Raw genomic sequence first — 26,775 nt, forward strand, 5'->3', positions numbered from 1 at the left:
CACAGGTCGTCCGGCGCCCAGGTACGGACCATGTCTTCGATCACGAATCAGAGATCATGCCGCAGATCCATGACCATCCAAATGAGACACGCCCTAAAGCCCGGAACGCCGCGGCCGATGAGCTTTCCGGCCGGATGGTTAGCGGGACGGGTGAGATGTGAAGACCAGGGACTTGATCCGACGCGTGCGACTCCGGTCGGCCGTGCTGCTCGCGTTGCCGGTGCTGCTGCTCGGCACGGCTGCGTGTGCGCGGCGCACGGAGGCCGCGCCCGAGACCGCGGCGACCGGGTACCCCGCCTCGGCGCCCCCGGTGACCATCAAGTTCTGGTTCATGCCGAATGGGTACGAGGCCCAGAGGTCGATGCAGGCCGAAGCGGACGAGTTCCACCGCCTGCACCCCAACATCACGGTGCATTTGACCATGCTCGACTGGGCTGCGGCGCTGACGCGGATCAGCGCCGCCGCGGCCGGGGGCGACACGCCCGACGTCGCGCAGATCGGCACCACGTGGGTGGGCGGACTGTCCCAGAGCGGCGCGTTGGCCCCGTACTCCGGGGCGGAGCTGGATTCGTTCGGCGGCCGGTCGGCTTTCGTGCCGGCGAGCTGGACCGCGACCAAGCTGGTCGGCAGCGATGCGGTGACCGCGGTGCCGTGGTTCGTCGACGTCCGGGCGCTGTTCTACCGGACCGACGTGCTGCGCCGCCTCGGCCTGGACCCGGCGGAGGCGTTCGCCACCTGGGACTCGATGGAGCGAACACTTGCCGCGATCAAGCGCCAAGGGCGGATCAACCCGCTCGGCCAGCCTGGGAAGAACGACTGGAACGTGGTGCACAACGTGGCCCCGTTCATCTGGGGCGCCGGCGGGGATCTGCTGGCCGCGGACGGCGTGACGCCGTTGCTCTCCACGCCGGAGTCGTTCGCGGGCATCGACTACTACCAGCGCCTGATGGGCCGTTACAACAAGCGGGAGCTGCTGGCGAAGAACTCCGACGCCGCCCTCTCCGCGTTCGCCGATGGACAGACCGCCGTCATGGCACACGGCCCAGACGCGGTGATGACGTTCCGCAGGGACCCGAACCGGCCGGGCCTGCGGGCCGGCTGGTCGACCGCACCGATGCCCGCCGGGCCCAAAGGCCGTTTCACCTTCCTCGGCGGAAGCGACCTGACGATCTTCAAGGCCTCGGCACACCGCCCAGCGGCCCTCGAATGGGTGCGGTTCCTCACCGGAGCCGCCAGCCAGGAGCGGTACGTCGTCCGCAAGGGGGGAATCTGGCCGGCCCGCACGGAGGTGACCCGCAGCACCCGCCTGGACGCCGACCCCGTCTACCGGGCGTTCGCGCAGGCGCAACTGGACGGTAGGCAGTACCCCGCGGTCGCGGCGTGGGTGGACATCGAGGCGGCCCTGACCAAGGACTTCAGCACGCTTTGGGAGTCCATCACCGAGTCCGGGGCTCCGCTGCCCGCGGACCGCCTTCGCGCGCTGCTCCGCACGGCGGACGGCGACGTCCGCCACGCAATCCAGCAAGCGTCATGATCCACAAACTCCTGCACCGTTGGCGGCACCCTCGTTGGGCGAACGTCCTCGCGGTCGTGGTGGTGCTGCTGGCCCTCGTCACCTACGTCAACATCGTCCTCCACCGGCGTGGCGTCGCGGAGAACCAGACCTCGGCAGGACTGCAGAACCTCGTGCTGCTGCTCAACGAGGAGAGCTCCCTGCAGTGGAAGACGCTGGCCGATCCAAGCATCCGAGCACGGGTTGCCCGGGACACGGGAGCAATCCGGGGCCGGGAGAGCCAGATCCTGGCCCGACTGGCCTCGACCATGCCCGCCGCCACCAGCCGTGAGCTGGGCCGCCTGGTCAGCGACTACCACGTCGTGCTCGACGAGCGGCAGGACCTGCTGATCGTGGACAACACCGATCAGGCCGTCGAGGTCGAGCGCAGCAAGACCGGCCCGCAGCTCAAGGCCCTCAGCGAGCACATCGCCGGGCAGGCCGCGGCTGCCGCCGCCGAAGCCCGCAAGGCGTCCGCCACGGCCAACTATGTTTTGATCGTCGCGATGATCATCACCGCCGCGATGATCGGAGCCCTGCTGCGCCGATTCGACCGGGCCCACCGGGCCGCCGCCTCGGCCGCCGAGGAGCTACTGCGGCAGGAGCGGGCTGCGCTGCAGTTGTCCAATGAGAACGCCGAGATCATCCGGCATCAGGCGGAGCACGATGCGCTTACCGGGCTGCCCAATCGGGTGCTCTTCATCGAGCGCATGCGGCGGGCCGTGCACACCGGGGAACCGGTCGTCATGTTCGTCGACCTCGACGACTTCAAGCGGATCAACGACAGCCTCGGCCACGCCGCAGGTGATGCACTGCTCGTCGAGGTGGCCCGCCGGCTGCGCGTTTCGGTACGGGACGACGACACGGCGGCGCGGCTTGGCGGCGACGAGTTCGCGATCCTGATCGAGAACGGTGACGTGGACTCGGCTATCACCGCCGCCCAGCGGATCATCGACGCACTCGCCGAACCGGTCGACACCGGCGGCACCCAGGTACTCACCCGCGGCAGCGTCGGGATCGCGGTCGCGGGACCGGACCGGGACCCGACGGATCTGCTGCGCCAGGCCGACGTCGCCATGTACGCGGCCAAGAAGCGCGGTAAGGGCCAGTTCGTCGTTTTCGATGAGTCCATGCAGGACCAGGCGGGCAGCCGGGCCGGCCTGGACGTCGATCTGCGGCGGGCACTGGAGACCGACGAGATCCATCTCGCCTACCAGCCCATCGTCAGCCTCGACAGCGGCGCGATCGTCGGCGCGGAGGCGCTCGTCCGCTGGGCCCACCCGACCCAGGGAATCATGTCCCCTGCGGCGTTCCTGCCGGTCGCCGAGGCGAGCGGTCTGATCCTGCCTCTGGGCCGGCTGGTGCTCACCCAGGCCTGCGCGCAGGCGGCCCGGTGGATCGCCGACCGTTCCGTCGCCGACTTCGTGATCAGCGTCAACCTGTCCGTGCACCAGCTGCACCATCGGGCGATCGTCGAGGAGGTCCGTTCCGCGATCGAGGCCGCCGGGCTGCCGCCGTCGGCACTGATGCTGGAGATCACCGAGTCGGCGATCATGCACGACGGTGAGCTGGTCGCGACGCAGGTGGAGCGCCTGCGCGCCCTCGGCGTCGGGGTGGCCCTCGACGACTTCGGTACGGGCTACTCCTCCTTCACCCACCTGCAGCGGTTCTGCGTCGACCAGCTCAAGGTCGACCGCTCGTTCGTGGCCGCGAACGACGGCGTCTGCGAGGCGGTACTGCGCTTCGGTGAACTACTCGGCCTGGAGACCATCGCGGAGGGAATCGAGACCGCGGAGCAGGCGCGCCGGGTCCGGGACTTCGGCTGCCGTTACGGCCAGGGGTACTTCTTCGCGAAGCCGATGCCGCCGGACGCCTTCGAGGAACTGCTGAGCAGACCCGCCGCCGCGATGGTCGTGTGATGACGCCGATCATGGACGCGTTTCCAGTTTCGGTGCCGCGTCTTCGATGCCGCGTGGGCTCGCGCTGCCAGGCCGGAGAACCGGGTCACCCCGGCGGCCGGCACCACCACCACCGCACCCGGTGCGAAAGGTCAGCAACCAGCACCCCACCCACACCCACACCCGGCGCAAAGGGCCAGCAACCAGCACCCCACCCACACCCACACCCGGCGCAAAGGGCCAGCAACCAGCACCCCACCCACACCGCGGGGTTTCCGGGGGCTCGGCCCCCGGAGCAGACATGACGAGGCCCCCCGGTCCGCGCTTTCCGCGGACAGGAGGGCCTCAGGACCTCGTGGAGGTGCCGGGAATCGAACCCGGGTCCTTCGCTGTTTTGTCAGGGCTTCTCCGAGCGCAGCTCACTATGCCTCTACTCGACCCCGGCGATCACGTGAGCAAGTTGCCGTGACGGGCCCAGTCGCTGATTAATCTCGCCGCACGGACCCCGCGACCGGGTCCGGTTGGCCAACCTCCTAGCTGATGCCGGTTACTGGGCCGGAGGTACTCCCAGACCGACAGACTCCGCTACTCGCCTCAGGCGGCGAGAGCGTACGAGTCAGCGCTATTCTGCTTGGCGCTTATAAATTTCCGACGACCGATTCTCGAGACGACGTCGGCTTCCTCGGCTCGCTTCCCCTGTCTCCACGTACGAAGTCGAAACCAGTCACCCCCCAGTTGTGTACCCGCACAACTCTAACGCGTCCGGGCCGAGGGTTCACTCCGGTATCAGTCCAGCCGGCACGGCGTGCCGTCGACCGTGCATCCGGTGGGCTGGATCCTGCTTCTGACCTGCTTGGTCGCCTCGAAGCCGAAGCTGAAGGAGGCGCCTGGCGCCAGCGGGCCGCCGGTCAGCACGTTGGTGTCGCCGCGGCGGTCGAGCTGGGCGTTCCAGGCGTTGGTGATCCGGACCTCGGCCCGCGAGTCGTGGGTGATGGTCACGGTCCAGTTGCGGGCCGTCTTGCCTGTGTTCGTCACGCGCACCCAGGCGACGAAGCCCCGCTCCCAGCTGGCACCCACCGAGTACCGGGCGGTGAAGGACGCGGCCGGCGGCGACTTCACCGGCGGCTTGGTCGTCGCCTTCTCGGTCGGCTTCGGCGCGGCCGTCGTGCGAACCGGGGACCTGGACGGGGTCGGCGAGGTGCTCTTGCCCGCGGAGCGGGCGGGCGCGGCGGATTTCGACGCCGCGTGCGAGCTCAGGGGGATCACCGAGGGGCCGTTGTCCGCGACGGCGATGGTGGGCTGCACCATCAGCGGCGTCCGGTTCTCTTCCTGGATCGGGCCGACCGCCCGCACGGCCACCCACGCGACCATGACCACGAGGAGTGTCGACGCCCCGCCGATGAAGCCGTACCGCCGCAGGGGATAGGGGGTGGAGTGCTTGGCGGACAAACTGCGGTCCCTTCGCGCGACGGGTGGGCCGCGGCGACATTACCCGTCAGTCCATGCCTTTGCTACGGCGGCCCATCGCCTTGTTGATCTCGCGCTGGGCGTCCCGGCTGGCGAGGTCCTGGCGCTTGTCGTACGACTTCTTGCCCTTGGCCAGGCCGAGCTCGACCTTCGCGTACCCGTTGTTGAAGTAGACCGAGAGCGGCACGAGCGTGAGGCCCTCCTCGCGGAGTTTGCCCAGCAGCTTGTGGATCTCGGCGCGCTTGAGCAGCAGCTTGCGCACGCGGCGGGGCTCGTGGTTGGTCCAGGTGCCCTGGGTGTACTCCGGGATGTGCATCCCGTGCAGGAAGATCTCGCCGTGGTTCTCGTGGCCGAACGCGTCGACCAGCGACGACCGGCCGGCGCGCAGCGACTTGACCTCGGTGCCGGTCAGCACCATGCCGGCCTCGTAGGTGTCGAGGATGGCGTAGTCGTGCCGTGCCTTGCGGTTCGAGGCCACGACCTTGCGCCCCTGTTCGCGTGGCATCGGTGCTCCCTGCGGGTATCAAACGAAAGGTCCGGCCGATCGGCCGGACCTCCCGAATGTTACCCGCGGACCCTCAGCAGAGGCATCCGGGTAAAAAGTTGAGCGGGTTCTTGGGCGTGCCGCCGAGGCGCGTCTCGAAGTGCAGGTGGAAGCCCGTGGAGGCGCCGGTGGTGCCGACCCGGCCGATGACCTCGCCGCGCCGGACGAACTCGCCGACGTGCACGAGGATCTTGGACTGGTGGCCGTAGCAGGTGGAGAAGCCCCTGCCTTGCTTCCTGCCGTGGTTGATGCACGTGTAGTTGCCGTACCCGCCGTTCCAGCCGGCCTGCACGACCCGGCCGCTCGCCGCCGCGTGGATCGGGGTGCCGCCGCCGGCGGCGAAGTCCGTGCCGGCGTGCAGTTGCCAGACCCGGTAGTACGGGTCGAAGCGGGTGCCGAAGTCGCTGGACTTCCACCCGTGGACGGGCATCAGCAGCTTGCCGCCGAGGTACGCACCGTGACCGGTCTTCTTGTCCCAGTCACGCAGCGCGTCCTGGATGCGGGCCTCCTCGGCCTGGGCGGCCTCGTACCGGGCGAGGACGGCGGCGCGCTGGGACCGGGCGGTGGTCAGCGCCGCGCGGCGGCTCTGCGCCAGCCTGATGACGGCGGCGCGGGCCTGCTGGGCGGCGACCTGGGCGGTTTTGGCGGCCGCGAGCCGCTCGGCGGCCCGCTGCTCGGTCTCCTCGGCCGCCCGCTTGGCGAGCCCGGCCTTGTCCTGTTCGGTACGGGCCTCCCGGCGCGCCGCAAGGAACTGGTCGACGCTCTCCTGCTGCTTCCGCATGACCTGGTCGATCATGCCGAGGCGGTCCATGGCGTCCTGCGGGCCGCGGGCGCCGACGAGGACGTTGATGGCGGCGAAGTTGCCGCCCATGTACGACGCGGCGGCGATCTCGCCGACCCGGTCGTGTGCCTCGTCGAAGCGTTTCTGCGCCTGCTCGAAGCGTCCGGCGGCCCGGCCGTAGGTGGCGCGGGCGACGTCGGCGCGGCGGCGGGCGGTACCGGCCTCGACCGAGGCGGCGACGACGATGCCGCGGGAGACGGCGACCTTGTTGCGGGCCGCGGGCAGCGCGGCGGTCACGGCCTCGAGGCGCCGGGCGGCGCTGCGGGCGGTGACGGTGGCGGCCTCGAGGATCGCCTCCGCGCGGTTCACGGCGCGCGCGGCGCGTCTGGCGTCGTCGTTCGGGTCGGCGGCGGCGGGCGCGGGTGCGGCGAGCGCCAGCCCGGCGGTGCAGAGCGCGCTCAGACAGGCGGCCAGGGCGGCGGTGAACCGGCGATGTCGACGGTGAGAGGACTCCACGAAGAGTCACCGTACTCCGACTATTAGTGACAATTTAAGAGTTCATGCCGTTAAACGCCGAAAAACCACAATCGCCGCGCATCCCCCGGAGGGGACGCGCGGCGATCAGCGAGCCGAAGGCCTCAGACCTTCAGATAGAACCGCAGGGTGATCCAGGCGGTGATCGCGCTTACGCCGGCGCCGACCCCCGCCAGCAGCGGCAACATCAGCCACACGTTGCCGTTCGGGATCGGCGTGAGCACGTTCGTCAGCGCCTGCAGCCTGCCGTCCAGCAGCACGACCTTGCCGACGAAGATGAACACGAAGCCCAGGACCGCGCCGATCAGGCCTGCCACCACCGCCTCGAGCACGAACGGCGCCTGGATGAACCAGTTAGAGGCACCCACGAGCTTCATGACCGCGACTTCGCGCCGCTTGCTGTATGCCGCCACCTGGATGGTGTTTCCGACCAGCAGCAGCGCCGCCAGCGCCATGAAGCCGGCCACCACCAGGGCCATCACCTGGATCGCGTTGAAGATCTTGAAGACCTTGTCCAGCAACTCACGCTGATCGACGATGTCCTGGATGCCCGGAAGATTCTTGATCTGCTCCGAGAACACCCGGAACTGCTCCGGATCCTTCAGCTTGACCCGGAACGACTCCGGCAGGCTGTCCGGGCCGACCGACTTCACGAAGTCGGGCGAGTCGCGCCAGAGCACCTTGAACTTCTCGAACGCCTGCGCCCGCGTCTCGTAGGTCTTCTTGAGCACCAGGGGGTCGGCGTCGATCGCCTGGTTGATCGCGGTGCGCTGCGCTTCGGTGACGTCCTCACGCAGGAAGATCGAGACCTCGATCTCACCGTAGTAGTAAGTCTTCATCTGGTCGACCTGCATGTACATCAGCACGCTGGCGCCGAGCATGGTCAGGGAGACCGACATGGTGATGATCATGGCGATGGTCATCGTGACGTTGCGCCACAGGCCGACCAGCACCTCGTTGAGGACGTACTTGAAACGCATCGGGGGTTCCTTCCGGGACTCCGCGGCTTACATCAAAAAGCAATGGGGGGCGGGGCCCGGCTGTCAGCCGTACACGCCGCGAGCCTGGTCGCGAACGATCCGGCCGCTCTCGATCTCGATGACCCGGCGGCGCATCTGGTTGACGATATTGGAGTCGTGGGTGACCATCACGACCGTCGTGCCGGTCCGGTTGATCCGGTCCAGCAGTCGCATGATCTCGATGGAGGTGTCGGGGTCGAGGTTACCGGTGGGCTCGTCGGCCAGCAGGATCAGCGGCCGGTTCACGAACGCCCGCGCCACGGCGACGCGCTGCTGCTCACCACCCGACAATTCGTGCGGGTAGCGGTGCTCCTTGCCGCCCAGTCCGACGAGTTCGAGAACCTCTGGCACCACCCGGCGGGCGACGGCCTTGGTCTTGCCGATCACCTCGAGGGCGAACGCCACGTTCTCGTACGCGGTGCGGTTGGGCAGCAGGCGGAAGTCCTGGAACACACAGCCGATCGAGCGCCTGAAGTGCGGGATCTTCCACGACCGCATCGTGGTGACATCCTTCGCGTTCACCACGACTCTGCCGCGCGAGGGTGCCACCTCGTGCAGCAGGAGCTTGATGATCGTCGACTTGCCGGAACCGGAGGGGCCGATGAAGAAGACGAACTCACCCTTCTCGATACCGACGCTGACATCGTCCAACGACGGCCGAGACGCCTTCGGATACGTCTTCGTCACGTTCTCGAGCTGAATCACGGGTCGTGAGTCTACGCGGTGTAACGAAAACTCCAACCCCGGCGGTCACTGGATTTTCGTGCGGATGATGCCGACGTGGCGACAGTCCCCCGTGCGGACAGTCCGGTCCACCGTCCCGGCGGGCGCCGCCTGACCGTTCGTTCAGGCGGCGTGTCGCCCGCGCATCAGCCCTTGATCTGGGTCTGCTTGCGCCACCGGATGCCGGCCTCGATGAACTCGTCGAGCTCACCGTCGAAGACCGACGATGGGTTGCCCGTCTCCTGCTCAGTGCGCAGATCCTTGACCATCTGGTACGGGTGCAGGACGTAGCTGCGCATCTGGTCGCCCCAAGATCCGGTGGTGTCCTGCTTGAGGCCGGCCATCTTCGCCTCCTCCTCCTGGCGCTTGCGCTCGAGCAGCCGAGCCTGAAGCACGCGCATGGCGGAGGCCTTGTTCTGAAGCTGTGATTTCTCGTTCTGACACGTCACGACGATGCCCGTCGGAATGTGCGTGAGACGAACAGCCGAGTCGGTGGTGTTAACGCTCTGTCCACCAGGCCCCGACGAACGGTAGACGTCGACCCGCATCTCGTTGTCCGGAATGTCGATGTGGTCGGTCTGCTCGACCACCGGCATGACCTCGACGCCGGCGAAACTGGTCTGCCGGCGGCCCTGGTTGTCGAACGGGCTGATCCGGACCAGCCGGTGGGTGCCCGACTCCACGCTGAGCGTCCCGTACGCGTACGGGACCTTGACGGCGAAGGTGGCCGACTTGAGGCCCGCCTCCTCGGCGTAGGACGTCTCGTAGACCTCCGTCGGGTACCCGTGGCGCTCGGCCCAGCGCAGGTACATCCGCATGAGCATCTCGGCGAAGTCGGCGGCGTCAACGCCCCCGGCGCCCGCGCGGATGGCCACGACGGCCTCGCGGGAGTCGTACTCGCCGGAGAGCAGGGTGCGGACCTCCATCTCCTCGACGGCCTTGGTCAGCGACACGAGCTCCTGGCCGACCTCGGCGATCGAGTCCTCGTCGCCCGCGTCCTGCGCCATCTCGAGCAGCAGCTCCGCGTCGTCGATGCGCTGCCGCAGGCGCTCCATCCGGGAGATCTCACCGGTCAGGTACGAGAGCCGGGAGTTGACCTCCTGGGCGCGCGCCTGGTCGTCCCACAGGTCGGGGGCGGAGGCCTGCTCCTCGAGCTCCACCCGGTCACGGCGCAGCTTGTCCACATCAAGGACGTTCTCGATGTTGCGCAGGGTGGCGTCGAGGGCTTTGAGCTGTTCAGGAAAGTCGGCTGCACTCACGACTGTCGAGAATACGCCGCCCGGCCGGTTGACCGGCCGGGCGGCCGGTAGTTCGTGAATCCGGTTTACTCGGCAGGAGCAACCTTGAGCCAGCTCAGGGCCGCCTTGTGGTACGCGACCGCGAACTCGAGGGCGGCCGCGCCGTACGCGTCGCCCGCCTTCTTGGCCTCCTTGGCCTGCTCCCGCGCCATCACGAGGGCCTCGGAGTGGTACTCGTTGGCGCCCGTGTAGAGCGTCTTGAGCTGGTTGCCGGAGTGTTGCTGGCCGAAGGCGACCCGCAGTGCGACCGGATTCCGGATCGCGTCGCGGCCCGGGGCCTCGGCGAGCCACCGGCTGAAGGCACGCTTGCCGGCGGCGGTGATTGCATAGGGCTGACTGGACCGTGGTCCCGGCTTGCCGAGGCGGACGAAGCCCATCTCGGCGAGCACCGGCAATTCGCGGTAGACCTGGCTCCGCGTCATCGACCAGTACGGCCCGAGGCGGCGTTCGGCAGCCGCCATGAGCTGTCCACCGGTCATCGGGCCCTCGTGGAGCAGGCCCAGTAGGGCGGCAGCCGTGGGATTGATTTGAGAGTCGGGCATGCCTTCTAAGCTGCCACTTTGTCGTCTCGGCGTCCAGGATTTCGCCCGATCCGTCCAATTTGCGTCTCCACAAGCGACTGTCCCGCACAGACAGTCCGACCACGAGTGTCGGGACCGGGCGTTTTTCCGGTGTGGAGCACTGTCGCGCGGTACAATGGTTCACGAAAACGGTCAGACGGCGCTGCAGGGCGATAACCACCACAAAGGCCTCGGAACTTGGGCCGGATCGCGGCGGGCCGCCACGTGAAGAACACGCAGCGGCCCATAAACGCGACAATCAACCCATATGGGGATAACGCCAGTCGGTCGGCGCCTCGAAGGTTTCCTTGATCGTCCGGGGCGAGACCCATCGGTGCAGGTTCAGCACCGAGCCGGCCTTGTCGTTCGTGCCGCTGCCCCGGGCTCCGCCGAAGGGCTGCTGCCCGACGACCGCCCCGGTCGGCTTGTCGTTGATGTAGAAGTTGCCCGCCGCGTTGCGCAGCGCGCCGGCGGCCCAGTCGACCACGGTGCGGTCGGTGGCGAAGATGGAGCCCGTCAGCGCGTACGGGGACACGGCCTCGGCCTGCGCGACCGCACTCTCGAAGCCGCCGTCGTCGTAGACGTGCACGCCGAGGATCGGCCCGAAGTACTCCGTCGTGAACAGCTCGTGCGCCGGGTCGGAGGACTCCACCAGCGTGGGCGCGACGAAGAAGCCCTCGCTGTCGTCGGCCGTGCCGCCCGCCAGCACGGTGCAGGAGGAGCTGTTCTTGATCCGGTCGAGGGCGGCGGCGTGCTTGGCGAACGCCCGGCCGTCGATCACCGCTCCGCCGAAGGTGGACAGGTCGGTGACGTCGCCGTACCGGATGGACGCGACGGAGGCCGCGAGCCGGTCGCGCAGGCCGCCCTCCCAGATGGAGCGGGGCACATAGGCCCGCGAGGCGGCGGAGCACTTCTGGCCCTGGTACTCGTACGCGCCGCGGATCAGCGCGGTGTGCAGCATGTCGGCGTCGGCGCTGGCGTGCGCGAAGACGAAGTCCTTGCCGCCGGTCTCGCCGACCAGCCGCGGGTACGTCTTGTAACGGTCGATGTTCGACCCGACCTCGCGCCACAGGTGCCGGAAGGTGGCCGTCGAGCCGGTGAAATGGATGCCGGCCAGGTCCGGGTCGGTCAGCACGACGTCGGAGACGGCGAGCCCGTCGCCGGTGACCATGTTGATGACGCCGGGCGGCAGGCCTGCCGCCTCGAAGAGCCGCATGGTGAAGTGCGCCGAGAGCTGCTGGGTCGGCGACGGCTTCCAGACGACCGTGTTGCCCATCAGCGCGGGCGCCGAGGGCAGGTTGCCCGCGATCGCGGTGAAGTTGAACGGGGTGATCGCGTAGACGAAGCCCTCGAGCGGGCGGTGGTCGAAGCGGTTCCAGACGCCGGGCGACGACTGCGGCTGCTCGCCGAGGATCCGCTCGCCGAACGCGGCGTTGAAGCGCAGGAAGTCGATCAGCTCGCAGGCGGCGTCGATCTCCGCCTGGTGCACGGACTTCGACTGGCCCAGGATCGTCGCGGCGTTGAGCGTGTCGCGCCAGCCGCCGGCCAGCAGCTCGGCGGCGCGCAGGAAGACCGCGGCGCGCTCGCTGAACGGCAGGGCACGCCAGCCCGGCGCCGCGCGCTTGGCGGCCGCCACGGCCGCGGTGGCGTCCGCGTGGGTGGCGTTGCCGGTCACGCCGAGCACGTGGCTGTGCTTGTGCGGCTGGACGACGTCGATCCTGTCGCCGCCGCCCATCGTGCGGGCGCCGTCGATCGTCATGGTCAGGTCCAGCCGCTCGCCGGCCATCGCGTCCAGACGCGAGCGCAGCGAGGCCCGCTCGGGGCTGCCGGGTGCATAGCTGCGAACCGGTTCGTTCCTCGGCTCCGGCACGGCAAGCAGGGCATCCATCACGTACTCCTCGACCTCGTGGGTTCTCGCTGGTGCTGACATCGTGTGTCGTGCTCCATCCTCGCACGCAGCGAACGCCCTGGCCGGGGCCTCAGGGCGCACCGCGGGCCGCGTACCCTGAGGCCCATGAATGAGGCGGACAGCGAGGTCAAGGCGGCCGGAAACGCTCAGGAAGGAGCGGAACGGGCGCCCTCGAACGGCGTGCTGCTGGCGGCCGTCGGCGCCGTCTGGATGATCGCGATGCTGTGGTCCGCGAGGGCGACGATCACCAGCCGCGCGGACGCCGAGATGGAGGTGACCTCCACCGCGTACGCGATGCCCGGCGCGGTCTCCGCGAGCCTCGTCGCGGGCGCGGCCGTCGCGCTCGCCGTCCTCGCCTTAGTGACCCGCTCGGGCCGCGCCCGGAGCGTCACCGTCCGCTTCGTCATCGCGACCGGTACCGGGCTGGCCATCGGCGCGCTGGGCGCGCTGTCGATCATCACGATCAACACCGAGGGCTGGCTGTACGCGGTGGTCGGCGGCACCGTCGCGGCCGCGGCCACGATCGGCGGGGCCCTCGGCGGCCTGCGCTACCCCCGGGTGACCGCAGCGGCGTGCTGGGGCGCGGTGGCCGTCTTCGTCGTCGGCTTCGTGCTCAGCTACGTGCAGGACGCGCTGCTGCCGGTGCTGGGCTCCGGCGACACCGCCGAGTCACAGGCCGGCGCGGCCGGCTGGTTCACCCTCGTCCAGTCCGTCATCGGCGGCCTGGCGGGCGCCGTGGTGGCCTATCGCGTGCTGCGCCGCGCCCGGCGCCGCAGCGGCGGGGCCGACGTCGGCTGGCCGCTGTACGCCCTCGCCGGCGCGGGCCCGGGCCTGCTGCTGGTGGCCGGCGAGGTGCTCACCCGCACGGCCGGTTCCCGCGTGCTCGAGCTGGCCGGCAAGGTCAGCGAGCTGGAGCTGACCGTGCAGCAGATGCTGAGCGTCTCGCGCCTCAACAGCGCCCTGATCGTCACCTTCGTCGGCGCGTTCACGGCGATCATCGCGGTGGGCCGGACCATGGGCACCGCGGCGGAGGCGGACGACGCGACGGCGGCGCCCGAGGACGACCCGGCGGCGCCCGGCGCCGTGGGCGACCCCGACGAGATCGAGCGGGCCGCCCGCGCCGACGAACCGCAGACGGTGCCCTCGGGCAAGGACGACTGACAGGGTCAGAGCAGCTCGTCGAGCTCGCTGACGGCGTACCACTCGAGCTCGTGGTCCTCGGCCCCGTCAACGGTGAACTGGGCGTCGGGATCGCCGGCCAGGGCCTCCTCGACCACGTCGGCGGCCGCGCCGACCTCCTCCGCGGCGCCCACGCCGTCGACGTGTATCGACGCGACCTCCTTCAGCGAGATCGCCTGCGGCAGCCGGACCGTGCTGGACCCCAGCTCGACGTCCTCGCGCACCAGTGCGGTCGCGGCGACGTCGGCCGAGACGACCACCCGGCGGCGCGGCGCACCGGGGTCGTGCCGCAGGAGCTGCAGGGCGGCCTGCGCGGCGCGGGTGAACGCCACGTACTCCAGCTCCTCCTCGTCGCCCTCCGCGTACCACTCGCGCAGCGCGGGGGTGACCGCGTGCGCCACCGCCGGTCCCGCGCCGAGCTGCCCGGAAACCCGCATGTCGGCCAGCATCGGCACGGTGGCCGGCACGTAGACCCGGACCAGATCGGTGATCGGCACTATTCCCCCTGCAATCGCCCGTCCCCGTAGTACATCGCCGGGGAGGCTACCGGAGGCACGTTTCCCGGGTCGTGTCCCTTTCGGTGTTTTTCAGCATCCGCAGGCGATGACCAGCGGGTCGGCCTCCCGCGCCACGTCACCGGCCGGCGTGCGCAACGAGAACCCCTCGCGGACCCAGTACTCGGTGCCGCCGATCATCTCCCGGACCTGGTAGCCCCGCAGCGAGAGCGCGAGCGCGGCCCGGGTGGCCCCGTTGCACCCGGGCCCCCAGCAGTACGTCACCACCGGGACCGTCGGATCGAGCAGCTCGGCGGCCCGCCCGTCGATGTCGGCGACCGGCAGGTGCACCGCGCCGGGCACGTGCCCCTGCGCCCATGCGGCGGCCGATCGGGAGTCGACGAGAACGAAGCCGGGCGCCGGTGTCGCCATCGCGGCGTGCACGTCCGTCACATCGGTCTGCGTGGCGAGCCGCTCGGCGAAGAGCTCGGCGGCCCGCTCGGGGGTCATCTTCATGACCCAAACGCTATTGACGCGGCGGCCTCCGGGGCACGGCCTGACCACTGCGATGGATTGCTCCCGCGCTCGAATCAACGGTAGTTTCCCGCCATGCCCGTGGATCCCACGCTCGACCGTACGGACTGGCGTCTCCTGGAGGAGCTCCAGCGCGACGGCCGGGCCTCGTACGCCGACCTCGCCCGGGTCGTGGCGATGTCCCCCAGCGCCGTGGCCGAGCGGGTCCGCCGCCTCGAGGAGGCCGGGGTCATCGCCGGCTACCGCGCCGCGGTGGACCCCGAACGCGTCGGACTGCACGTGATGGCCTTCGTCCGGCTGCGCTATCCGACCGGCAACTACCGGCCGTTCAACGCCCTCCTGGAGACCACGCCGGAGATCATCGAGGCGCACCACGTGACCGGCGAGGACTGCTTCGTCCTGAAGGTGCTGGCCCGCTCGATGCGCCACCTCGAGGAGGTCACCGGCCGCATCTCGGGCCTCGGTGCGGTGACGACAAGCGTCGTCTACTCGAGCCCGCTGCCCGGCCGCGCGCTGGCGGCCGGCGAACCAGGACAGCCGTCGCAGGCAAACGGTGGCAAACTACTGTCAACCCAGGATTAGGGAGATCAGGCGTGGAGTCCAGGTTCATGCTGCTGTCCGACGTAGCAGCCGAACTGAACGTCTCGGACTCGCAGGTCTACCACATGGTCCGCAGCGGCGAACTCCCCGCGATCAAGATCGGCGGGCGCGGCCAGTGGCGGGTGGAGCGCGCCCGGCTCGAACAGTACATCGAGCAGAAATACGCCGAGACCGCCTCCTGGGTCGAGAACAATCCGCTCACCGAGCGCGACCCCGACTGAGCGGGCGGTTGTCCACAGCCCCAGAACCTGGCATTGACGCGCCTCGACCCGCCGCGTCAGACTCGCTATCACAGGCAAACGAAAGCAAACGCAAGGATTGGCGGGCGCATGTCGACGGTCGAGGTGACGAGGCAGGGCCCCAGACCGGCGATCAGACTCCGCCCGGCGCCCCGCCGCGAGCCGCTCTTCGACGACGAGCGGGACCCGGCGAGCTGGACGTCGCCGGACCAACTCGCCCTCGACTGGGCCCACCTGATCGCGGGCGACGCCCGCCCGGCCGGGACCGCGGCGCCCCCGCCCCCGGTGATCCGCACCGTCGTCTCCGGCGTCTCCGCTGACGCCAAGCTGGCGGTCCGCCGCTTCGTCAAGATGTGCGTCGAGGTGTTCAACGGCTACCGTCCGCCGGCCCACCTCCGCCGGCTCTCCCAGCCCCGCGAGGCCGCCACGGTGGTGGCGGAGGGCCTCTCGGGCGCACAGCGGGTGGCCGGGGTCAGGCGGGCGTCCCCCGGCCGGACCCGGCCCCGTCGCCCGGCCCCGGTGGCCGTCCTGAGGCTGCGGCTCTGCGAGCCCCGCGCGGGCGCGGTGGAGGCGGCGGTGGTCCTGATGATCGGCGACCGGACCTGGGCCATGGCCCTGCGCCTGGAGCTGCACGAGGCGTCCTGGGTGGCGACGACGCTCCGCCTGCTCTGAGAGCCCCCGGGGCGTCCGCCGAGCACGGCAGGCGGCGGCCGCCCTGGGACTCACCCCTCGCGCCGCGATGGCGGCGACAGAACGGCCCGCAGGCGAGACGCGCCTGCGGGCCGGTCGAGCGATCGAGGATCAGACGGCGCCGGGAGCGCCGTGGCAGCGCTTGTACTTCTTGCCCGAGCCGCAGTAGCAGGGCGCGTTCCGCGAGGGGCCGTTGCTCGCCTCGGCCTGACCCGAGGACGTCCGGGCGGCCCGGCTGGCGGAGGTGTGCGCGGGCCCGGCCGGCACGATCGGAGAACCGCCGATGCCGAGGGCCGGAGCCTGCTGCTCCTGCTGGACCTGCGGAGCGCCCGCTCCCGCCGCACCGTCGATCGTGGGAGCCGTGTACTGCAGCGCCTGCGGACGGCGGTTGCCGCCCAGCCCCTTGGCGCGTACCTCGACGCGGGACTCGTCGGCCGACTGCGAGCCCGGCAGCGGAACCGCCTGCGACGGGTCGACCGTGACGGTGGGCGCCTCCTCGACCTGCACCTCGAGGTTGAAGAGGAAGCCGACGGCCTCCTCCTTGATGCCCTCCATCATCTGGTTGAACATGTCGAAGCCCTCGCGCTGGTACTCGACCACCGGGTCGCGCTGGGCGTACGCCCGCAGGCTGATGCCTTCCTGCAGGTAGTCCATCTCGTAGAGGTGCTCGCGCCACTTGCGGTCGATCACCGCGAGCAGCACCTGCCGCTCGAGCTCGCGGACCGCCTCCTCGCCGAGTTCCTCCTCGCGGGCCTCGTAGGCCGCCTGCGCGTCCTTCTTCAGCTCCTCGATCACGAACTCCTGGTCGAGGGTGCCGCGCTCGCCGCCGGACTCCTCGACGAGCTCGTCGACCGTGACGCCGACCGGGTAGAGGCGCTTGAGGCTGACCCAGAGCTGGTCCAGGTCCCAGTCCTCCGCGTAGCCCTCGGAGGTGGCCGCCGTGACGTAGTCCGCGACCACGTCGTTGATCATGTGCTGGGCCTGGTCGTGCATGTCCTCGCCGTCGAGCACCCGCTTGCGCTCGGCGTAGATGACCATGCGCTGCTTGTTCAGCACCTCGTCGTACTTGAGGACGTTCTTGCGGATCTCCGCGTTCTGGCCCTCGATCTGGGTCTGCGCGCTGCGGATCTGGCGGGTGACCATCTTCGACTCGATGGGCACGTCCTCCGGGATGTTGAAGCGGTCCATGACCGCCTCGACCGCGCCGGCGCGGAACCGCTTCATCAGGTCGTCCTGCAGCGACAGGTAGAACCGGGACTCACCCGGGTCGCCCTGCCGGCCGGAGCGGCCGCGAAGCTGGTTGTCGATGCGGCGGGAGTCGTGCCGCTCGGTGCCGAGCACGTACAGCCCGCCGGCCGCGATGACCTCGGCGGCCTCGGCCTCGCAGGCCTCCTTCCAGCCCGGAAGGATCTCCTCGAGCACCTTCGCGTACTCCTCCGGGTCCTCGACCGGGTCGAGGCCGCGCTGGTGCAGCTCGCTCGCCGCGAGGAACTCGGGGTTGCCGCCGAGCAGGATGTCGGTGCCGCGGCCCGCCATGTTGGTGGCGACCGTGACCCCGCCCTTGCGGCCCGCCTGGGCGATGATCGTCGCCTCCTGCGCGTGGAACTTCGCGTTCAGCACGCTGTGCGGGATGCCGCGCTTGCGCAGCAGCGTCGAGAGGATCTCGGAGTTCTCCACCGAGACCGTGCCGACGAGGACCGGCTGGCCCGTCGCGTGCCGCTCGGCGATGTCCTCGATGACCGCGTTGAACTTGGCCTTCTCGGTCTTGTAGATGACGTCCGGGTGATCGATGCGGATCATCGGGCGGTGGGTCGGGATGGAGACGACGCCGACCTTGTAGACCTGGTTGAACTCGCCGGCCTCGGTCTGCGCCGTACCGGTCATGCCGCCGAGCTTGTCGTAGAGCCGGAAGTAGTTCTGCAGCGTGACGGTCGCCAGGGTCTGGTTCTCCTGCTTGACCTCCACGCCCTCCTTCGCCTCGATGGCCTGGTGCATGCCCTCGTTGTAGCGCCGGCCGTGCAGGATGCGGCCGGTGAACTCGTCGACGATCAGGACCTCGCCGTTCTCGTCGACGATGTAGTCCTTGTCCTTGCGGTAGAGCTCCTTGGCCTTGATGGCGTTGTTCAGGTAGCCCACCAGCGGCGTGTTCACCGACTCGTACAGGTTGTCGATGCCGAGCCGGTCCTCGACCCGGGCGACGCCGCGCTCGGTGATCGCGACCGTGCGCTTGGCCTGGTCGACCTCGTAGTCGCCCTCGCCGTCCGTGCCCTTCTGCAGGCGGCCGACCAGGGCCGCGAACTCGCCGTACCAGCGGGCGGAGTGCTCGCCCGGTCCGGAGATGATCAGCGGGGTACGGGCCTCGTCGATGAGGATCGAGTCGACCTCGTCGACGATGGCGTAGTTGTGGCCACGCTGAACCAGCTCGCTCGCCGACCACGCCATGTTGTCGCGCAGGTAGTCGAAGCCGAACTCGTTGTTGGTGCCGTACGTGATGTCGCACTCGTAGGCCGCGCGGTGCTCGGCGGCCGGCCGGTTCGGCAGGATCACGCCGACGGTCAGGCCGAGGAAGACGTGCACCCGGCCGACCCACTCGGCGTCGCGCTGCGCGAGGTAGTCGTTGACCGTGATGATGTGCACCCCGTCGCCGCTCAATGCGTTGAGGTAGGCGGGGAACACGCCGGTCAGGGTCTTGCCCTCACCGGTCTTCATCTCGGGGATGTTGCCGAAGTGCAGGGCGGCACCGCCCATCAGCTGGACGTCGTACGCCCGCTGGCCGAGCACCCGCCGGGCACCCTCGCGGGCCACCGCGAACGCCTCGACGAGCAGCGAGTCGAGCGATTCGCCGTCGGCGTACCGCTCCTTGAACTGCTGGGTCCACTCCCGCAGCTCGTCATCACTGAGCTCGGTGTACTCGTCCTCGATCGAGTTGACCGCGTTAGCGATCGCCTTGAGCCGTCGCACCATGCGGCCTTCGCCGGCGCGTAGGAATTTTTCCAAAATCGACACGGGTCAACGCTCCCCTAGACGGTCTGCCGAACCATCGTAGGCGTCTTCTCTGGGCGACCGTGACCCGAGCCTCCTACTAAACTCACAAAGGGGTCTAAAAGGGGCAAGAAGTTCGCTGAGAGCGCATCATCGGGACCGCTGCAACCTTTTGGCGGCCCGGGGCGTGTCGGGGCAGGATGACCGCGTGGAGACGGTCCAGATCCGCGCCGGCGAACTGCTCCTGCGGCCCTGGCGGCCGGAGGACGCCCGGGCCGTGCACCGCGCGTGTCAGGACCCCGAGCTGCACCGCAGGGTCTCCGGGCTGCCCTGGCCGTACGAGGCGGAACACGCCGCGAGCTTCGTCGGCGACCTCGCGCCGCGCCTGCTGGCCGCGGGCACCGCCCTGCACCTCGGAATCTTCTCCCCGGAGGCCGGCGAATCCTCCCCGGCGACCGGCGGCGAACACGGGCTGGCCGGCAGCGTCGCGCTGAACGCCGTCGACCGCGACGCCGCAACGGCCGAGCTCGGCTACTGGTCCGCGCCCTGGGCGCGTGGCCACCGGGTCACCGAGCGCGCCGCCCGGGCGCTGCTGGAGTGGGCCTTCGGCGACGGGCTGGGCCTGGCCCGCGTCGACTGGCGTGCCACGATCGGCAACCACGCCTCCCGGCTGACCGCGCTCCGGCTCGGCTTCCGGATGATCGGCGAGCGGCCCGCCGGCGGCGCCGGCCGGGACAGGTGGCTGGCGGCCCTGCTGCCCGGCGACCTCACCGCCGCGGGCACGGACGTTCCCGATCACGTACGCCGGGCGGCGCACACGTTCGGCGCGGCGCACCCGAGGCTGTCCGCCGGCGGCCTGACCCTGCGGCCGCCGGACCACCGCGACCTGTCCCGCATCGTGGCGTCCCGCAGCGACCCCGACGTCGTCCGCTGGTTCGCGGTGCCGCAGCCGTACACGGAGGCCGACGCCGGCGAGCACGTCGGCCGTAACGTGCCCGGCAGGTGGGCCCGGGGCGCGGAGGCGGTATTCGCGATCGCGGACGAGGCCGACGCGTACGCGGGCTCGGTCGACCTCCGGATCCGTCCGGAGGATCCGTCGGTCGGCGAGGTCGGTTTCCTGGTCTCGCCGTGGGCCCGGGGCCGCGGCTACGCGCCCGCCGCGATCCGGGCCGTCTGCGGCTGGGGTTTCGAGGCGCTGGGGCTGGCCCGCATCCAGTGGCGCGCCGAGGTGGGCAACCATGCATCGAGAAGGGCCGCGGAGAAGGCAGGCTTCACCGTGGAGGGCGTGCTGCGGCAGGCCCTGGAGATCAACGGGCTACGGCGGGACTGCTGGGTCGGTTCGCTGTTGAAGGGTGAGTCGACATGATCGTTCCCACTATCCGGGGCGAGGGCGTGCGCCTGCGCGGCTTCGCGCAACGCGACGTCGACGACCTGCTGGCCGGGTACGGCGACCCGGCGGTGCGGCGCTTCCTGCCGCCGCTGCCGGTGCCGTTCACGCGCGCACAGGCGGAGTCCTACGTCAGCGACGTCGCGCCCGGCATGTTCACACACGGCGGCGGGCTCTACGCGATCGCCGACCCAGCCACCGACCGCCTGCTCGGCGGCGTCGGCCTGGACAAGGTGGTGCCGAACCGGGGCCAGGCGGAGCTCGGCTACTGGGTCGGCCCGTGGGCGCGCGGGCACGGCGTGGCGACCGCGGCCGTGCGGGCGCTCACCGAGCACTCGTTCCACACCGGCATGGAGCGCATCGAGCTGCTGACCCACCGGGAGAACGTGCCCAGCCAGCGGGTCGCGCTCGCCAACGGCTTCCGGCCCGAGGGCCTGCGCCGCGGCGTGCTGCCCAACCGCGACGGCGGGCGTGACGACCTGCTGGCCTACGCACGGCTGGCCGGCGACGAGCCCGGGCCCGTCACGCGGCTGCTGCCCGACCTGCCCGGCGGCGAGCTGACCGACGGCGTGGTGACGCTGCGGCCGCTGGTCCCGGGCGATGTGGACTTCTACACCGAGCTGCACAGCCTGGCGGACGTCGTGGCGACGACCGTGCCGCCGGTGGCGCCCAGCCGCGAGGAGATGCGCCGGCGCTGCGACTGGGCACAGTCGCACTGGCTGGCCGGCGACCGCGCCGACCTGATCATCGTCGACACCGCCACCGGCACGCCAGCCGGCGAGATCGGGCTGTACTACCAGGAGGCGCGCACCGGGCAGGCGATGATCGGCTACAGCATGATGCCGGCCTGGCGCGGGCGCGGCTACCCCACCCGGGCGGCCCAGCTCGTCTCGTTGTGGGCGTTCGCCGAGACGGGCATCGCGCGGCTGATCGCCGGCGCGCTGCCCACGAACCTGGGCTCGCAGCGGGTACTGGAGAAGGCGGGCTTCAAGCGCGAGGCGTACCTGCGGTCGCGGCTGCCGGGCAACGACGGCCGGCGCAACGACGACGTGCAGTTCGCGCTGCTGGCAGAGGATCTGCTGCGGGACGGTGCGCGCCTCGACGGCTGACGCGCGGGATTGCCGCACGCCAGCCAGAGGGCTTCTTCTCAGCTATCCCGTGCTCTCGAGGCTGAGAATGCCGTAGTCGTACCCGCGACGCCGGTAGACGACGCTGGGCCGGCCGCTCTCCTTGTCATGGAACAGGTAGAAATCGTGGCCGACGAGCTCCATCTGAAAGAGGGCGTCGTCGACGGTCATCGGGTCGGCGGAGTGTTCCTTCTCCCGCACGATGCGCCAGGGCTGGCTGTCGTCGTGTTCCATCAGGTCGGTCGCCAGGTGCGAATCCCCGTCCGAGTTCAGGCTCGGCAGGTCGGTGGGGAGTCCGGCGGTGGCGGCCGCGACGGATACCGGCGCGTGCCGTCCACGGTGTACGCGGCGCCGGTCTGCCGCGCGCCGCAGGCGTCCGTCAAGCTTGTTGATGGCGACGTCGAGCGCCGCATAGAAGTCCTTGGCGGTGGCCTCCGCGCGGATCACCGGTCCGCGCGTCACGACGGTGATCTCCACGCGTTGGCAGTTGTCGGACTGCCGGGGATTGCGTTCGTGGAAGAGTTCCACGTCGACTCTGATCAGCTTCTGGTCGTAGCGTTCGACCTTAGCCAGTTTGTCGGCGACATGTTCCCGATAATGGTCGGGAACCTCTACGTTGCGGCCCTTGACGACAATGTCCACTCGTGACCTCCCCCAACGTTTCGTTCATGCGGGCGCCCTCACGACGGGGTGCCGCGGGCGCCGTACTACGACGCGGTGTGCTGGTTTCGGCGATGCCCGGATCATGGAGCGAGCCACGCATCAGACCGAATCGGCTTACGAGGACACTCCTTTCCGGTGCGGCGGGCCGGACCCTTTTGTAGGGGAACGCCGGTTTCGCGCCGGTGGCGGGTAAGTGCGGACGCTTACCCTCGTCACCAAGACGCTAACCTGCCGAAGGCCGCCCGTCACCCCTCGTTCGGGGAACGGACCCGAGGACTTTCGGCCCTGGTGGTGCCCCGGCGACAGCCCGGACCCCGGAGGGCACCCGGCCGCTTCGCAGCCTCGTCGCCGCCAGCACCGCAGCACCCGTGACCTGCATATTCGCCTCCCGGAGACGACTTGTGACCGCTGCCAGTGTGGCCCCGGTCGTGACGATGTCGTCAACCACTATCAGGGTGCCTCTCATCGTCGGTCGGCGTCGCAAAACGCGGATCCGAGTACCCCTGATTCGCAGCGAATTCTCAGCCGCGGTGGCGCGGGCCGCTACATCCAGTGACGTGGAGTCAGGTCGCGGCAGCGCCCGCAGCGGCCAGCCGACACCAGCGTTCCAGCCCGCCGCGCGCAGCCGTCGCACGGCGTGTGTGGCGAGCCGCGCCATGTGGTCGCCGTGCCGCTCGCGGACCGCGCTCGCCGTCGACGGCACCGGCAGCAGCCACACGGGCACACCCCGGGGCGCGATCCGGGCGACCGCCACGGCGAGCAGCGCGCCCAGCGGCCCGGCGAGCCGGTGCCGGCCCCGTTCCTTGTACGCCAGCAGCACGCCCCGCAGCGCGCCCTCGTACGCCCCGACGGCCGTGCAGGCGGGCATGCCGGGCGGCGGGGGCACCGGGGCCGTCGGAAAGGGCGTCAGGGCCTCCAGCGCGGCCGCGCAGGCGGCACACGTCCCGAAGCGCAGCGGCACCCGTTCGGCGCCGCAGCCGGCGCAGGCGGCCGGCAGGATCAGGTCGGCGAGGTCGGCGCCCAGAACGGACAACCGCGACGAGACCACGCGCCACGCTCAGCGCAGGAAGAACGGCGCGGTGGGTGCCACACCGGACGGCGGGTTCGCCACCGGCTCGGCGAGATCACCGACGGCGATCCGGACCGGTCCGTAGAGCACGTCGAAGGCGGCGCCGTTGGCCACGTACGCCACGTTGTCCGAGCTGTCCTTGCCCGCGGTGGGACCCACCGGGTACGCCGTCAGGTAGCTGACGTTCGCCGTGCCGATGTCGTCGAGCCGGGCCGACACCTGCGTGCCGTCGATCGTCACCTCGAAGATCGCCACGCGGTTGCGGTCCGCGCGGGCGCCGGCGACGGTGAGCCAGGTCTCGCTGCTCCAGTCGAGCGCGGTCACCTGGCGCAGCGGAGACGTCAGGATGTGCCGCGACTGGCGCACCTGCACCCCGTCCCCGTTGGTCGCCAGCGAGGCGATGAACGCCCTTCCGCCCGCCGCGAGCGCGATACGCCGGCCGTCCGGCGCGACCGCCACGGCGGTGATGCCCGAGGACGCGCCCGGCACGGCCACCGCCGCGACCGGCGAGCCGTCCGAGGCGAAGCTGTAGAGCCGCCCGCCGACCGTGATCAGTCCGATCGCGGGGATGTGCGGGTCCTCCGAGGTGATCGCCCAGACCGGCTGGCCGGTCGTGCCGCCGGGCAGCCTCACCCGGGCCGGCTCGGCCTGCTCCCCCGCCGGCGACGCGGCGACGCGCAGCTCCTGCCGCCCGCCCGCGTCGACCACGAGGGCGGCGAACCGGCGGTCGCCCGCGGCGGCCAGCGCCGCGGCCCGGACGTTGCGGTTGGCCTCCGGGCGCAGCACCGGCACGGCGTCGGTGGGGTTCGCGAAGCGCGACATCCGGCGTACCTGGCCGTTGTAGATCAGGAAGCGCTCCGGCGTCGTCATGAGCCCGTACGCCAGGTTGCTGGTGAGGTACTCGTTGCCGTCGTAGCTGTGCTGGTCCTGGCTGCCGACCCGCAGCTTGAGCGTGCGGGGCAGGTTGGGCCGCAGCGACCACATGAGCTGGCGCCGGAGCCGGTCCAGCGCGTCCGGATCGTCGGGGGGCTGCACCGACTGGCCGCTGAGGTTGATCTGCAGCGTGCCGTCGCTCACCGCGGGCACGTTGCCGTCCAGCGCGGTGCCCTCCGGCAGCGGCTCGACGGTGTCCTCCAGCCACTGCGACGGGCCGTCGATCAGCCACTTGATGATCTCGTTGGGCGCCTGCTCCGACGGCACGTCCTTGGACAGGTACCGCACGTCGGGCACCAGGCCGGTGTGCTCGAGGTTCCAGAAGTAGAGGTTGCGGCGCTCGTAGAAGGCGTTGAGCGCGCTGTCGCTGACCAGCAGCACCGGCGGCGCGTTCGTCACGAACAGCCCGTTCTTGCCGCTGATGTATCCGACGCTGAGCTTGTATTCGATCTTGGAGACGTCCGAGACCGGGTCCAGGATGCCGTTGTGGCCCAGCACGCCGATCGTCTGTGCGCGCAGGGTCACCGCGTCGCTGCCCGGGTTGACCAGCGCGTCCTCGACCAGGTGCACCACCCGGATGTCCGGGGGCAACGGCGCCCGGAACTTGGCGGCGGCCGAGGGCGAGAGGAACTCCTTGACCCGCTCCATCGCGCCGTTCGGATCCCCGGCGGCGGCCTCGAGGTAGTACTGGACGAAGGTCTTCGGATCCAGGGTGTTCTCCCGGCCGTGCCGGGTCGGCGCGATGTCCTCGCCGGCGGCCGTTCCGGTCGACGGGCCCGGGCCGACGCGCCGCACGTCCGTGCCGTCCGGGATGCCGCAGCCGCCGAGCAGGAGCGCGGCCAGCAGCGACGCGGCCAGCACGGCCCGCAGCCGCGGGCTCACCGGGACACCTCGGCGGGCTCGCCGGCGACGTCGTCGTCCGCGACGGGCGCCGCCTCGACGGCCAGGGGCCGCACGTCGATGGCGCGGTCGCGGGGTATCAGCGGCAGCGGCGCCGCGACCAGCCGGTCGCCCGAACGCACCGGAACGGTCAGCCGGAACTGCGCGCCGCCGCCGGGCTCGCCCCACGCCTCCAGCCAGCCGCCGTGCAGCCGGGCGTCCTCGACCGAGATCGACAGGCCCAGCCCGGTGCCGCCGGTCTGCCGGGCCCGGGACGGGTCGGCACGCCAGAACCGGTTGAACACCAGCCGTTCCTCGCCCGGCTTGAGCCCGACGCCGTGATCCCGGACGGTGACCGCGACGGCGGCCTCGTCGGTGGCCAGGGTGACCTCGACCGGCCGGCCCTCGCCGTGCTCGACGGCGTTGCCGACCAGGTTGCGCAGCACCCGCTCGATGCGGCGGGGATCGACCTCCGCGATGACCGGCGCGTCCGGCAGCCGCAGCTCGATGGTGACGCCGACCCGCTCGCCCAGCCCGGCCAGGCGCTCCGCGACGCGCTCGACGATCGGCACCAGGTCGGTGTACTCGGCGTCCAGCGCGGCGAAGCCCGCGTCGAAGCGGCTGATCTCCAGCAGGTCGGTCAGCAGGCTCTCGAAGCGGTCCAGCTCGGCCTGGAGCAGCTCGGCGCTGCGCGCCACGGCCGGGTCGAAGTCCTCGCGCTCGGAGAAGAGCAGGTCGGCCGCCATCCGTACGGTGGTCAGCGGGGTGCGCAGCTCGTGCGACACGTCGGAGGTGAAGCGCCGCTGCAGCCGGGACATCTCCTCCAGGCGCACGATCTGCCGCTGCAGGTTGGCCGCCATCTGGTTGAACGAGGCCGCCAGCAGGGCCAGGTCGTCCTCGCCGTCGACCTTCATGCGCTGGTCGAGCAGGCCGGCCGAGAGCCGCTGTGCCGTGCGCGCGGCGACGCGCACCGGCGTCACCACCATGCGGGTGACCAGGCCGGCGACGACCCCGAGCAGGATGACCAGGGCCATCCCGGTGACCAGCACGGTGGTCCGGATCTGGTTGGCCGCCCGGTCCTCGGTGGTCAGCGGGGCGAGGTAGTAGAGCTCGACGTGGCCGAAGCTGGTCGGCACCGGTGACCCGTACACGAGGTACTTGGTCTGGACGCCGCCGATGGTCGCGGTCCGGATCTGCTGTGCGACCTGGCCGGAGTCGGCGACCGCGTGCACCATCTCCGGGGTGATCAGCGAGGTGGTGTCGACCTTCACCGAGGTGACCGGCTTGAGCTCGGGGAAGTTGTCGGCACGCAGCGAGACGATCGCGCCGCCGCTCTCCGCCGAGTCGCCGTCGGCGAGCCGGTTGACCGTGTCGATGATCGTCGCCGGCAGCGTCCGGTCGAACACCTGCCGGTGCACCGTGAGCTGCTGGTAGGCGTACTCCACCTTGCCCAGCATCTGGGCATGCACCTCGTCCTCGGCGCGGTCGAGCAAGATCTGCGTGCTGCGGTCCGCGATGAACCACCCGAAGCCGCCGACCAGCAGGCTGGACGCCACCAGCGTCAGGGTGACGACCCGCAGGTGCAGCGAGCGGCGCCAGGCCCGGCGCGCCGGCGCGGCCACCTGCCGGCCCCGGCGCACGCCGATGCGCCACTGCCGCCGCACCACTCGGAGGGTGCGGCGGACGGGCATCGGAAGCCATGGGGGAGCATGCA

General features: G+C 70.5%; 23 protein-coding genes and 1 other RNA gene. 8 read left to right on the forward strand and 16 right to left on the reverse strand.

Going from position 1 to position 26,775, the window contains the following annotated elements; genetic code table 11:
• The first annotated feature begins 184 nt into the window (after nt 1–184).
• Together AB0B58_RS33620 and AB0B58_RS33625 are read left to right on the forward strand one after the other, a co-directional pair.
• Complete coding sequence (locus AB0B58_RS33620; RefSeq protein ID WP_360232134.1) at nt 185–1,534, forward strand: extracellular solute-binding protein; 1,350 nt, start codon at nt 185–187, stop codon at nt 1,532–1,534.
• A complete protein-coding gene (locus tag AB0B58_RS33625) occupies nt 1,531–3,471 on the forward strand; it encodes an EAL domain-containing protein (protein WP_360232137.1) in 1,941 nt (646 codons plus the stop codon). The genes AB0B58_RS33620 and AB0B58_RS33625 overlap by 4 nt, the downstream gene beginning before the upstream one ends.
• A gap of 332 nt (nt 3,472–3,803) precedes the next feature.
• Here AB0B58_RS33625 and ssrA read toward each other — a convergent pair.
• The 9 genes from ssrA to pruA form a co-directional block, all read right to left on the reverse strand.
• Nucleotides 3,804–4,182: a transfer-messenger RNA gene (ssrA, locus tag AB0B58_RS33630) on the reverse strand.
• Between the two features lie 54 nt (nt 4,183–4,236).
• The gene (locus AB0B58_RS33635) at nt 4,237–4,899 is read right to left on the reverse strand and encodes a cellulose binding domain-containing protein (RefSeq protein ID WP_360232140.1); all 663 of its coding nucleotides are present in this window, start codon (nt 4,897–4,899) and stop codon (nt 4,237–4,239) included.
• Between the two features lie 46 nt (nt 4,900–4,945).
• The gene (smpB, locus tag AB0B58_RS33640; protein WP_360232143.1) at nt 4,946–5,422 is read right to left on the reverse strand and encodes an SsrA-binding protein SmpB; all 477 of its coding nucleotides are present in this window, start codon (nt 5,420–5,422) and stop codon (nt 4,946–4,948) included.
• A 73-nt stretch (nt 5,423–5,495) separates the two neighbouring features.
• Nucleotides 5,496–6,758 carry a M23 family metallopeptidase gene (locus tag AB0B58_RS33645; RefSeq protein ID WP_360232146.1) on the reverse strand — a complete coding sequence of 421 codons (1,263 nt, stop codon included), beginning with the start codon at nt 6,756–6,758 and terminating at the stop codon, nt 5,496–5,498.
• Nucleotides 6,759–6,880: 122 nt separating this feature from the next.
• Nucleotides 6,881–7,756, reverse strand: coding sequence for a permease-like cell division protein FtsX (gene ftsX / locus AB0B58_RS33650; protein ID WP_360232148.1), 876 nt, complete (start codon nt 7,754–7,756; stop codon nt 6,881–6,883).
• A gap of 63 nt (nt 7,757–7,819) precedes the next feature.
• Nucleotides 7,820–8,500, reverse strand: coding sequence for a cell division ATP-binding protein FtsE (gene ftsE / locus AB0B58_RS33655; protein WP_184997442.1), 681 nt, complete (start codon nt 8,498–8,500; stop codon nt 7,820–7,822).
• 164 nt (nt 8,501–8,664) lie between these two features.
• The gene (gene prfB, locus AB0B58_RS33660) at nt 8,665–9,777 is read right to left on the reverse strand and encodes a peptide chain release factor 2 (protein ID WP_360232152.1); all 1,113 of its coding nucleotides are present in this window, start codon (nt 9,775–9,777) and stop codon (nt 8,665–8,667) included.
• A 65-nt stretch (nt 9,778–9,842) separates the two neighbouring features.
• On the reverse strand, nt 9,843–10,358 hold the full coding sequence (locus AB0B58_RS33665; protein ID WP_360232155.1) for a PadR family transcriptional regulator: 516 nt from the start codon (nt 10,356–10,358) through the stop codon (nt 9,843–9,845).
• Between the two features lie 277 nt (nt 10,359–10,635).
• On the reverse strand, nt 10,636–12,264 hold the full coding sequence (gene pruA, locus AB0B58_RS33670; RefSeq protein WP_360232419.1) for an L-glutamate gamma-semialdehyde dehydrogenase: 1,629 nt from the start codon (nt 12,262–12,264) through the stop codon (nt 10,636–10,638).
• A 126-nt stretch (nt 12,265–12,390) separates the two neighbouring features.
• Between pruA and AB0B58_RS33675 the strand changes: the two genes are divergently transcribed.
• Complete coding sequence (locus AB0B58_RS33675; RefSeq protein ID WP_360232158.1) at nt 12,391–13,446, forward strand: hypothetical protein; 1,056 nt, start codon at nt 12,391–12,393, stop codon at nt 13,444–13,446.
• Between the two features lie 5 nt (nt 13,447–13,451).
• On the opposite strand, the gene AB0B58_RS33680 is transcribed toward AB0B58_RS33675, so the two are convergent.
• Both AB0B58_RS33680 and AB0B58_RS33685 read right to left on the reverse strand, forming a co-directional pair.
• A complete protein-coding gene (locus AB0B58_RS33680; RefSeq protein ID WP_360232422.1) occupies nt 13,452–13,913 on the reverse strand; it encodes a DUF6912 family protein in 462 nt (153 codons plus the stop codon).
• 138 nt (nt 13,914–14,051) lie between these two features.
• On the reverse strand, nt 14,052–14,474 hold the full coding sequence (locus AB0B58_RS33685) for a rhodanese-like domain-containing protein (RefSeq protein ID WP_360232161.1): 423 nt from the start codon (nt 14,472–14,474) through the stop codon (nt 14,052–14,054).
• A gap of 93 nt (nt 14,475–14,567) precedes the next feature.
• Here AB0B58_RS33685 and AB0B58_RS33690 point away from each other — a divergent pair, with 93 nt between their 5' ends.
• The 3 genes from AB0B58_RS33690 (at nt 14,568) to AB0B58_RS33700 (ending at nt 16,003) form a co-directional block, all read left to right on the forward strand.
• Nucleotides 14,568–15,074: an Lrp/AsnC family transcriptional regulator gene (locus AB0B58_RS33690; protein ID WP_360232164.1), complete on the forward strand. Its 507-nt coding sequence runs from the start codon at nt 14,568–14,570 to the stop codon at nt 15,072–15,074.
• A gap of 26 nt (nt 15,075–15,100) precedes the next feature.
• A complete protein-coding gene (locus AB0B58_RS33695) occupies nt 15,101–15,313 on the forward strand; it encodes a helix-turn-helix domain-containing protein (protein WP_360232425.1) in 213 nt (70 codons plus the stop codon).
• Nucleotides 15,314–15,421: 108 nt separating this feature from the next.
• Nucleotides 15,422–16,003, forward strand: a complete 582-nt coding sequence (locus tag AB0B58_RS33700) for an Rv3235 family protein (RefSeq protein ID WP_360232167.1) — start codon at nt 15,422–15,424, stop codon at nt 16,001–16,003.
• Nucleotides 16,004–16,132: 129 nt separating this feature from the next.
• On the opposite strand, the gene secA is transcribed toward AB0B58_RS33700, so the two are convergent.
• Nucleotides 16,133–19,027, reverse strand: coding sequence for a preprotein translocase subunit SecA (gene secA, locus AB0B58_RS33705; protein WP_360232170.1), 2,895 nt, complete (start codon nt 19,025–19,027; stop codon nt 16,133–16,135).
• A gap of 184 nt (nt 19,028–19,211) precedes the next feature.
• Here secA and AB0B58_RS33710 point away from each other — a divergent pair, with 184 nt between their 5' ends.
• Nucleotides 19,212–20,369, forward strand: a complete 1,158-nt coding sequence (locus tag AB0B58_RS33710; protein WP_360232173.1) for a GNAT family N-acetyltransferase — start codon at nt 19,212–19,214, stop codon at nt 20,367–20,369.
• Nucleotides 20,366–21,499, forward strand: coding sequence for a GNAT family N-acetyltransferase (locus tag AB0B58_RS33715; RefSeq protein WP_360232176.1), 1,134 nt, complete (start codon nt 20,366–20,368; stop codon nt 21,497–21,499). Before AB0B58_RS33710 ends, AB0B58_RS33715 begins: the two co-directional genes overlap by 4 nt.
• A 42-nt stretch (nt 21,500–21,541) precedes the next feature.
• Here AB0B58_RS33715 and raiA read toward each other — a convergent pair whose 3' ends face one another.
• From raiA to mtrB, 4 genes are all read right to left on the reverse strand, one after another.
• On the reverse strand, nt 21,542–22,159 hold the full coding sequence (raiA, locus tag AB0B58_RS33720; RefSeq protein WP_360232179.1) for a ribosome hibernation-promoting factor, HPF/YfiA family: 618 nt from the start codon (nt 22,157–22,159) through the stop codon (nt 21,542–21,544).
• A gap of 244 nt (nt 22,160–22,403) precedes the next feature.
• Nucleotides 22,404–23,213 carry a phosphoribosyltransferase family protein gene (locus AB0B58_RS33725; RefSeq protein WP_360232182.1) on the reverse strand — a complete coding sequence of 270 codons (810 nt, stop codon included), beginning with the start codon at nt 23,211–23,213 and terminating at the stop codon, nt 22,404–22,406.
• Between the two features lie 24 nt (nt 23,214–23,237).
• Complete coding sequence (locus AB0B58_RS33730) at nt 23,238–25,064, reverse strand: LpqB family beta-propeller domain-containing protein (protein WP_360232185.1); 1,827 nt, start codon at nt 25,062–25,064, stop codon at nt 23,238–23,240.
• A complete protein-coding gene (mtrB, locus tag AB0B58_RS33735) occupies nt 25,061–26,752 on the reverse strand; it encodes an MtrAB system histidine kinase MtrB (RefSeq protein ID WP_360232428.1) in 1,692 nt (563 codons plus the stop codon). Before mtrB ends, AB0B58_RS33730 begins: the two co-directional genes overlap by 4 nt.
• Between the last annotated feature and the right edge of the window lie 23 nt (nt 26,753–26,775).

It is taken from the genome of Actinoplanes sp. NPDC049118, assembly GCF_040648555.1.
Lineage (GTDB): Bacteria > Actinomycetota > Actinomycetes > Mycobacteriales > Micromonosporaceae > Actinoplanes.

Excerpts from the sequence above, each read along its gene's own strand:
- AB0B58_RS33695 (WP_360232425.1), top strand. The coding sequence starts at position 15,101 with ATGCTGCTGTCCGACGTAGCAGCCGAACTGAACGTCTCGGACTCGCAG.
- AB0B58_RS33715 (WP_360232176.1), top strand. The coding sequence starts at position 20,366 with ATGATCGTTCCCACTATCCGGGGCGAGGGCGTGCGCCTGCGCGGCTTC.
- smpB (WP_360232143.1), bottom strand. The coding sequence starts at position 5,422 with ATGCCACGCGAACAGGGGCGCAAGGTCGTGGCCTCGAACCGCAAGGCA.
- AB0B58_RS33680 (WP_360232422.1), bottom strand. The coding sequence starts at position 13,913 with ATGCTGGCCGACATGCGGGTTTCCGGGCAGCTCGGCGCGGGACCGGCG.
- AB0B58_RS33685 (WP_360232161.1), bottom strand. The coding sequence starts at position 14,474 with ATGAAGATGACCCCCGAGCGGGCCGCCGAGCTCTTCGCCGAGCGGCTC.
- AB0B58_RS33690 (WP_360232164.1), top strand. The coding sequence starts at position 14,568 with ATGCCCGTGGATCCCACGCTCGACCGTACGGACTGGCGTCTCCTGGAG.
- ftsX (WP_360232148.1), bottom strand. The coding sequence starts at position 7,756 with ATGCGTTTCAAGTACGTCCTCAACGAGGTGCTGGTCGGCCTGTGGCGC.
- AB0B58_RS33700 (WP_360232167.1), top strand. The coding sequence starts at position 15,422 with ATGTCGACGGTCGAGGTGACGAGGCAGGGCCCCAGACCGGCGATCAGA.
- AB0B58_RS33675 (WP_360232158.1), top strand. The coding sequence starts at position 12,391 with ATGAATGAGGCGGACAGCGAGGTCAAGGCGGCCGGAAACGCTCAGGAA.
- mtrB (WP_360232428.1), bottom strand. The coding sequence starts at position 26,752 with ATGCCCGTCCGCCGCACCCTCCGAGTGGTGCGGCGGCAGTGGCGCATC.
- pruA (WP_360232419.1), bottom strand. The coding sequence starts at position 12,264 with ATGGATGCCCTGCTTGCCGTGCCGGAGCCGAGGAACGAACCGGTTCGC.
- AB0B58_RS33665 (WP_360232155.1), bottom strand. The coding sequence starts at position 10,358 with ATGCCCGACTCTCAAATCAATCCCACGGCTGCCGCCCTACTGGGCCTG.
- AB0B58_RS33625 (WP_360232137.1), top strand. The coding sequence starts at position 1,531 with ATGATCCACAAACTCCTGCACCGTTGGCGGCACCCTCGTTGGGCGAAC.